Here is a 7,229-nt window from a genome sequence, read left to right as displayed (position 1 = left end):
TCCCTGACTAAGAAGCCGGCACCGGTGAAACCACGTGTCAATAACAAATGGAAGCAGAATCCTTAGCGGAGGTTTCTAAATGAGGCAACGACTCAGCTTCCCGGAGGTATTGCTATGAGGCAACAAGGCAATGGCGAACCCGTGTGAACGGCTCAGCCGCGGTTTAGCTCGGTGAACTGTCCCGGGGTGAGGGATGTGACGTTCTTGAAATCCCTGATGAAGTGGGCCTGGTCCGAGTAGCCGAGCAGGAACGCCAGTTCTGCCGCAGGGGCCGAAGATTCGCGCAGGTGCAGGGCGGCTTCGTGCAGGCGTCGGCGTTGGATCAGCCACTTCGGAGTCAGCCCCAACCGGCGACGAACCAGCCGCTGGACCGTGCGCTCAGGCAGGTCGAAGTGCGCGCAGATTTGCCCGACGCGCAAAACACCAGGGTTGCTTTCGACGTATCCCACCATCTCGTTGATCAGCTCTCCCTCCTCGTCAATGGGCAGGAAGCCTGCCAGGACGGCCTCGTAGGCGGCGATGGCCGCTCGATGGGACACCGCGGCATCCGGGCGCTCGGCCATGAGAGCGCGAACACGGGCAGTCAGCTCGGCGCCGGCGCCGGCGAGCACCTCCTCCAGGTCGACATGCCGATCGGTGAACGCGTCCACGGACCGGCCGGCAATCGCATGGCCCGCTGCCGGAGTGAGCATCACCCCGGCCGCCCACCCGTCGCCAACGAGCGTGGTTGAGGACACCCCGGAGGCAACTCCGTAGAAGCGGGAGTACTCGGCAGTGACCACCATGAGGCAGACGGGGTATTGCAGCACCCGTTGTTCTGCTTCGCACCCCGTCGGCACCGACCACACAGGAAACCAATAGCGGCCGATAAGTTCGGTGAATTCCGACGCCGGCAGGTACCGGTGCATGGTGTGCGACCGGTCCCGCGGATCGCGCAAATGTGCGCGCTCGATCGGGTCTGTTGGCTGGGATCCGGTGTCGGATTTCATCAATAACCCATTTCGCAGAGCAGATACGCTACCCACATGAACTCAACGATAAGCGACTATGAGGCAGCAAACACGCCATTGGCCCAGCTTCTGGGGACAGTGCACGCTGATCAGTGGGACAACCCGGCACCGTGCGAGGGCTGGACGGTGCGTGAAGTGGTGGGCCACCTGCTGGAAACACAGCGGGATTTTCTTCTCCGGAACGGCATTGGCCTCGGCGAAATGCCGGGGCTCGACGGCGACCCGGCGTCGGCATGGCGATCGCACAGCACCGCGGTTCTCGACGCCTTGGCGGATGACGACGTCGCCGGCCGGGAGTTCGACGGCGCCTTCGGGCGCTCCACCATCGGTGAAACCCTCGTGCAGTTCTACGTATGGGACATGGTGGCACATCGGTGGGACATCGCCCGGGGCGCAGACCAGCATCTGCAGTTCACTGACACCGAAGTGGACAGGCTCGAACGCGGTATCGCCAGCTTCGGCGACGCGCTCTACATGGACGGGATCTGCAAACCCGGCGTGAGCGCCCCGGCCGACGCCGACCGGGCCACCCTTGTCTTGGCCAGGCTCGGCCGGCAAGCGTGAACCGCCCCGGAACAACAGAAAGGCCCCCCATGCACACGACAAACTACGTACACACCCTCATCGCAGTCGCTGACGACTGTCCGGCCGAACACGGGGTCACCCCGCCCGCAAAGCCCGGGAACCCGTCGATCGCCTCGCGCACGTTTCAGTTGATCGCTGACAACCCCTACCGGTTCACCTCGGACGACGTGCTCTTCACCGTCTACGCGGATCGTGCCGGGCTTCCCGATTCTGAACGCCCCGCCGCGCAGGAGCGCTACTTCAGTTCGGGAAGACCGTGCTTGAGGGCATCCGCCCTCGGCAAGAAATACGGCTGGGGCATCCATGCAAACGACGACGGGCGGCTCGCCCTTTACGCTGTTGACTCCCTCGAGTATGCAGCACTTGCAATGGACAAGCCCCTGCAAAATGAAACGGAACACCGTGCCGAAGGCACTGTCACCGTGGTGAAGGCCATGCGGTCAAGCAGGCACTGAGCTCTGGTGCCTGATTTTCAGGGTTCCTCGTACTTGGGGAAGATCGGTGCCGGTGCCGGCAGCACAGTCCCGGCGATGAGCGGGGTGCCGATGGCCGCGAACTGACGCCGGACATCATCGACGGAGCTTCCTTGGCCCAAGACGGTGAGCAGCTTCGCCGCGGCGTCGGGCATGACGGGCTGGACCAGGATGGAGACAATCCGCAGCACCTCGAGGGTCACGTACAGCACTGTTTCCATGCGTGGCACGTCCGTCTTGCGCAGCACCCAGGGAGCCTGGTCCGCGAAGTAGGCGTTGGTGTCTCCGAGCACGTGCCAGATCTTCTCCAACGAGCCGTGGAAATCCTGCACCTGGTAGGCGGCGCGGGAGTGCTCGAGCAGTTCCATGGCGGCAGCCAAAATGGTTTCGTCGGCTTCGCTGAACGTGCCGGGCACGGGAACCACGCCCTCGCAGTTCTTCGCCACCATGGACAAGGAGCGCTGCGCCAAGTTGCCCAGATTGTTGGCCAGGTCGGAATTCATGCGACCCACCACGGCGTCGTGGCTGTAGGAGCCGTCGGCACCGAAAGGCACTTCGCGCAGCAGGAAGAAGCGCACCTGATCCAAGCCGTACTGGGCAACCCAGTCGGCAGGGGCCACCACGTTGCCCAGGGACTTGGACATTTTCACGCCGTTGTTGTTCAGGAAGCCGTGGATCATGACGCGCTTGGGCAGTTCCAGCCCGGCCGACAGGAGGAACGCGGGCCAGTACACGGCGTGGAAGCGTGAAATGTCCTTGCCGATGATGTGGACGTCGGCCGGCCAATACTTCTTGAAGGCTTCGGAGTCCACATCCGGGTAACCCACGGCCGTGAGGTAATTGGTCAGCGCGTCCACCCACACGTACATGACGTGCTTGTCATTGCCGGGCACGGGAACGCCCCAGTCAAAGGTGGTGCGGCTGACGGAGAGGTCTTCCAGCCCGCCCTTGACGAAGCTGATGACCTCGTTGAAGCGTGTCCGCGGGGCGCCAAATTCCGGCTGTGATTCATAAAGCGCCACCAGCTTGTCCTGGTAATTGGAGAGACGGAAGAAATAGCTTTCCTCCTCCGTCCAGGTCAATTCCGTGTCGGTGACCTTGGAATAGCGCTTGCCATCCTCGCGCAATTCCGTCTCATCTTCGCCGTAGTAGGCCTCGTCGCGGACCGAATACCAGCCTTCGTACTTGCCCAGGTAGATGTCCCCGGCCTCTTCCATCTTCTTCCAGATGGCCTGCGACGCCTCATAGTGGTCGGCATCGGTGGTGCGGATGAACCTGTCGTAGCTGATGCCCAGCGCCTTGTGCGTGTCCTTGAAAATCGTGACGTTGCGGTCAACGAGTTCCTTCGGCGTGAGGCCCTCCTTTTCGGCCGTCTGCGCAATCTTCATGCCGTGCTCATCGGTGCCCGTCAGGAACTTCACGTCAAAGCCGTCAAGGCGCTTGAAGCGGGCCATGGCGTCGGTCGCGATGTACTCGTATGCATGCCCGATGTGCGGGTCGCCGTTGGGGTACGTGATGGCAGTGGTCAGGTAGTAGGGCGTCTTGGCCGTCTCAGAAGATGTCACAGTACGAATTTACCGTGAACCACGGTGAAACACCGATTCGTGTCCGCCCGCAGCAGGACGGACGACGGCGGCGTCCCCACCTGGGTGGGGACGCCGCCGTCGGACAGACGTGCCGGGGAAGGCCCGGCGGATGGGCCCACGCGTCCGAGGGGCCCAAAGAATGGGTCGTTAGCGACCCATTCTTTGGGAGGACGTGGGGACTAGTCCTCCAGGTCGACCTCGCGGGCCATGGTGGCGCCGATTTCGGTCTTGATGTCCTCGAGCAGCGACTGCGGCACGGTGCTGTCAACGGTGATGAGCGCCAGGGCCTGGCCGCCTTCACTGTGGCGGGCGACCTGCATGCCGGCGATGTTGACGCCGTTTTCGCCCAGCAGGCGACCCAGGGTGCCGACGACGCCGGGGCGGTCGGCGTAGGAGATGACAAGCAGGTGGTCGCTCATCGGGATTTCCAGCTCGTAGCCGTTGACGTCGACGATCTTCTGGATCTGCTTCGGACCGGTCAGTGTGCCGGAGACGGAGATCTGTGAATCGTCGGACAGCGCGCCGCGGATGGTCAGCACGTTGCGGTAGTCGGCGGATTCCAGCGTGGTGATCAGGCGGGTGTTGATGCCGCGCTGCTCGGCCAGGATGGGAGCGTTGACGTAGGAAACCTGCTCGGAAACGACGTCCTTGAACACACCCTTCAGGGCTGACAGTTCCAACGCCTTGACATCCAGGGCTGCGATTTCACCGGCAACTTCGACGTCGATCTGTGTTACCGAAGCGTGGGTCAGGGCGGTGAAGATGCGGCCCATCTTCTCGATCAGCGGGATGCCGGGACGCACTTCGGGGTCGATGACGCCACCGGCCACGTTTACGGCATCGGGGACAAGTTCCCCGGCCAGTGCAAGACGGACGGACTTGGCCACGGAGACGCCGGCCTTTTCCTGCGCTTCCTCGGTGGAGGCACCCAGGTGCGGGGTGGCGATGACGTTGTCGAGTTCAAGGAAGTCGACGTCGGTGGCGGGCTCCTTGACGAAGACGTCGATGCCGGCGCCGGCAATTTCGCCGTCGCGCAGGGCCGTGTTCAGTGCTGCTTCATCGATGAGTCCACCCCGGGCAACATTGATGACGTAGGCGCTCTTCTTCATCTTCGCAAACGCTTCGGTGCCGATCATGCCCAGTGTCTCGGGGGTGCGCGGCATGTGGATGGTGATGAAGTCGGACTGCTCCAGGAGCTCGTCAAGGCTCAGCAGCTGCACACCAAGGCTGGCGGCGCGGGCGGAGGTGACGTAGGGGTCGTAAGCAACGATTTCCATGCCGAAGGCCTTGGCGCGCTCGGTAATGAGGGCGCCGATGCGGCCCAAGCCAATGATGCCCAGCTTCTTTTCCAGCAGTTCGGTGCCCGTGTACTTTGAGCGCTTCCACTCACCGTTCTTCAGTGCGGTGCTGGCGGCGGGAATGTGGCGGGCCAGGGAGAGCACGTGGCCGATAGTCAGTTCGGCGGCGGAGACAATGTTCGACGTCGGCGCGTTGACCACCATGACGCCGGCCTGTGTTGCAGCCTTGATGTCCACGTTGTCCAGCCCCACACCGGCGCGTGCAATGATCTTCAGCTTCTTGGCTGCGGCAATGGCCTCGGCGTCCACCTGTGTTGCGGAGCGAACCAGGATCGCATCAACGTCAACAATGGCGGACAGCAGTGCTGCGCGGTCGGCTCCGTCTGCCTGTCGGATTTCAAAATCGGGACCCAACGCCTCGATCGTGGCGGGCGAAAGTTCCTCTGCGAGGAGTACTACTGGCTTGATGGCGCTCACCTGGTGACCTCTTTAGCTTTCGGTTGTGTTCTCGTGGGGATTTTGGTGCTGGTTTTTAATTTGTGGTTTCAACAAAAAAGCCGGACTCCAGCTTATGGGAGTCCGGCTTCGGTGCCGTAACAAAAGTCATGGCGTGCGACGCAAGCGATACAGATCACAGGCGCCAACTCCATGGGTTTTAGCGGGCTACGGAGCCTTCGGTGTAGTCGTCGCTGTTGCTGATCCAGGAGAACAGTCCGCGCAGTTCGCGGCCGGTGGCCTCGATCGGGTGGTCCTCACCCTTCTTGCGCAGCGCCATGAACTCCGGTGCGCCGGCGTCCTGGTCCTCGATGAAGCGCTTGGCGAAAGCACCGCTCTGGATGTCTGCCAGAACAGCCTTCATGTTTTCCTTCACCTCAGGGGTAATCACGCGGGGCCCGGAGACATAGTCGCCGTACTCTGCCGTGTCGGAAACGCTCCAGCGCTGCTTGGCGATGCCGCCTTCCCACATGAGGTCCACGATGAGCTTGAGCTCGTGCAGCACCTCGAAGTAGGCGATCTCCGGCTTGTAGCCGGCTTCCGTCAGTACTTCAAAGCCGTACTGCACCAACTGCGACGCACCGCCACAGAGGACTGCCTGCTCGCCGAAGAGGTCGGTCTCGGTCTCTTCGGTGAAGGTGGTCTCGATGACGCCGGCGCGGGTTCCACCGATGCCCTTGGCGTAGGAGAGCGCCAAGGCCTTGGCACCGCCGGTGAAGTCCTGCTCCACGGCGATCAGGTCGGGAATGCCGCGGCCGGCTTCGAATTCACGGCGCACCGTGTGGCCCGGAGCCTTGGGGGCAACCAAGGCAACGTCGACGTCGGCCGGCGGGGTGATGTAGCCGAAGCGGATGTTGAAGCCGTGGCCGAAGAACAGGGCGTCGCCGGCCTTCAGGTTCGGGGCGATCTCTTCTGCGTAAACGAAGCGCTGGACCTGGTCCGGGGCCAGGATCATGATCAGGTCGGCTTCTGCCGCTGCCTCTGCAACATTGAGGACGCGCAGGCCCTCCGCCTCCGCCTTGGCACGCGACTTGGAGCCTTCCTTGAGGCCGACGCGTACGTCAACGCCGGAATCGCGCAAGCTCAGTGCGTGTGCGTGGCCCTGGCTGCCGTAGCCGATAACGGCGACCTTGCGACCCTGGATGATGGACAGGTCTGCATCGTCGTCGTAGAACATGTCAGTCACGGTGTAACTCCTTGAATAAATGGTGGGTGGTGCTGATGGTGAAAAGTATTTCATGCGGCCCAGAGGGACCGCCGGGCGGCCGTTAGGAGGCGCGAAGTGCCCGATCGCTCATGGAGCGCGATCCCCGGCCAACGGCCAGTGTGCCCGACTGCACGATTTCCCTGACGCCAAAGGGCTCCAGGACGTTCAGCAGGGCGGCCAGCTTGTCCGCATAGCCGGTGGCTTCGATGGTCAACGAGTCTGTGGACACGTCCACCACTGAGGCTCGGAAGAGATCGGCAGCCTGGGTTACCTGCAATCTCGTGGCCGCGTCCGCGCGCACCTTGACCAGGATATGGTCACGCTGCACGGAATTCTCTGGAACCAGTTCAACGATCTTGATGACGTTGACGAGTTTGTTGAGCTGCTTGGTGACTTGTTCAATCAATTCCCCGTCGGCGTCGACCACAACCGTCATGCGGGAAATCCCGGAAATCTCGGTGGGACCCACGGCCAGGGAGTTGATGTTGAACGCGCGGCGGGCAAACATGCTCGCCACGCGGGTCAGCACGCCGGGTTTGTCTTCAACCAGTACGGAAAGAGTATGTCGAGCCATG

7 protein-coding genes are annotated in these 7,229 nt (G+C 62.5%); 2 read left to right on the top strand and 5 right to left on the bottom strand.

Annotation, left to right across the window (positions count from 1 at the left end; genetic code table 11):
• Positions 1-152: 152 nt before the first annotated feature.
• Complete coding sequence (locus QMG25_RS07875) at positions 153-989, bottom strand: helix-turn-helix domain-containing protein (RefSeq protein ID WP_283458969.1); 837 nt, start codon at positions 987-989, stop codon at positions 153-155.
• 36 nt (positions 990-1,025) lie between these two features.
• On the opposite strand from QMG25_RS07875, the gene QMG25_RS07870 reads away from it, so the two are divergent.
• Together QMG25_RS07870 and QMG25_RS07865 are read left to right on the top strand one after the other, a co-directional pair.
• The gene (locus tag QMG25_RS07870) at positions 1,026-1,574 is read left to right on the top strand and encodes a TIGR03086 family metal-binding protein (protein ID WP_283458967.1); all 549 of its coding nucleotides are present in this window, start codon (positions 1,026-1,028) and stop codon (positions 1,572-1,574) included.
• A 29-nt stretch (positions 1,575-1,603) separates the two neighbouring features.
• The gene (locus QMG25_RS07865) at positions 1,604-2,050 is read left to right on the top strand and encodes a DUF6157 family protein (RefSeq protein ID WP_283458964.1); all 447 of its coding nucleotides are present in this window, start codon (positions 1,604-1,606) and stop codon (positions 2,048-2,050) included.
• 17 nt (positions 2,051-2,067) lie between these two features.
• Here the strand turns inward: QMG25_RS07865 and metG are convergent, their stop codons facing one another.
• The 4 genes from metG to ilvN form a co-directional block, all read right to left on the bottom strand.
• Positions 2,068-3,633 (bottom strand): methionine--tRNA ligase, encoded by a 1,566-nt coding sequence (metG, locus tag QMG25_RS07860; protein WP_283458962.1) that lies wholly within the window; start codon positions 3,631-3,633, stop codon positions 2,068-2,070.
• A gap of 200 nt (positions 3,634-3,833) precedes the next feature.
• The gene (serA, locus tag QMG25_RS07855; protein ID WP_283458961.1) at positions 3,834-5,429 is read right to left on the bottom strand and encodes a phosphoglycerate dehydrogenase; all 1,596 of its coding nucleotides are present in this window, start codon (positions 5,427-5,429) and stop codon (positions 3,834-3,836) included.
• Positions 5,430-5,607: 178 nt separating this feature from the next.
• A complete protein-coding gene (gene ilvC, locus QMG25_RS07850; protein ID WP_283458959.1) occupies positions 5,608-6,633 on the bottom strand; it encodes a ketol-acid reductoisomerase in 1,026 nt (341 codons plus the stop codon).
• Between the two features lie 82 nt (positions 6,634-6,715).
• Positions 6,716-7,228 carry an acetolactate synthase small subunit gene (ilvN, locus tag QMG25_RS07845; RefSeq protein WP_283458957.1) on the bottom strand — a complete coding sequence of 171 codons (513 nt, stop codon included), beginning with the start codon at positions 7,226-7,228 and terminating at the stop codon, positions 6,716-6,718.
• Position 7,229 lies beyond the last annotated feature (1 nt).

The organism is Arthrobacter sp. H35-D1 (assembly GCF_030063185.1).
Lineage (GTDB): Bacteria > Actinomycetota > Actinomycetes > Actinomycetales > Micrococcaceae > Specibacter.
Note: the sequence above shows the minus strand (reverse complement) of the source record. Positions and strands in the feature narration are given on the sequence as shown.

Excerpts from the sequence above, each read along its gene's own strand:
- QMG25_RS07865 (WP_283458964.1), top strand. The coding sequence starts at position 1,604 with ATGCACACGACAAACTACGTACACACCCTCATCGCAGTCGCTGACGAC.
- QMG25_RS07875 (WP_283458969.1), bottom strand. The coding sequence starts at position 989 with ATGAAATCCGACACCGGATCCCAGCCAACAGACCCGATCGAGCGCGCA.
- ilvN (WP_283458957.1), bottom strand. The coding sequence starts at position 7,228 with ATGGCTCGACATACTCTTTCCGTACTGGTTGAAGACAAACCCGGCGTG.
- QMG25_RS07870 (WP_283458967.1), top strand. The coding sequence starts at position 1,026 with ATGAACTCAACGATAAGCGACTATGAGGCAGCAAACACGCCATTGGCC.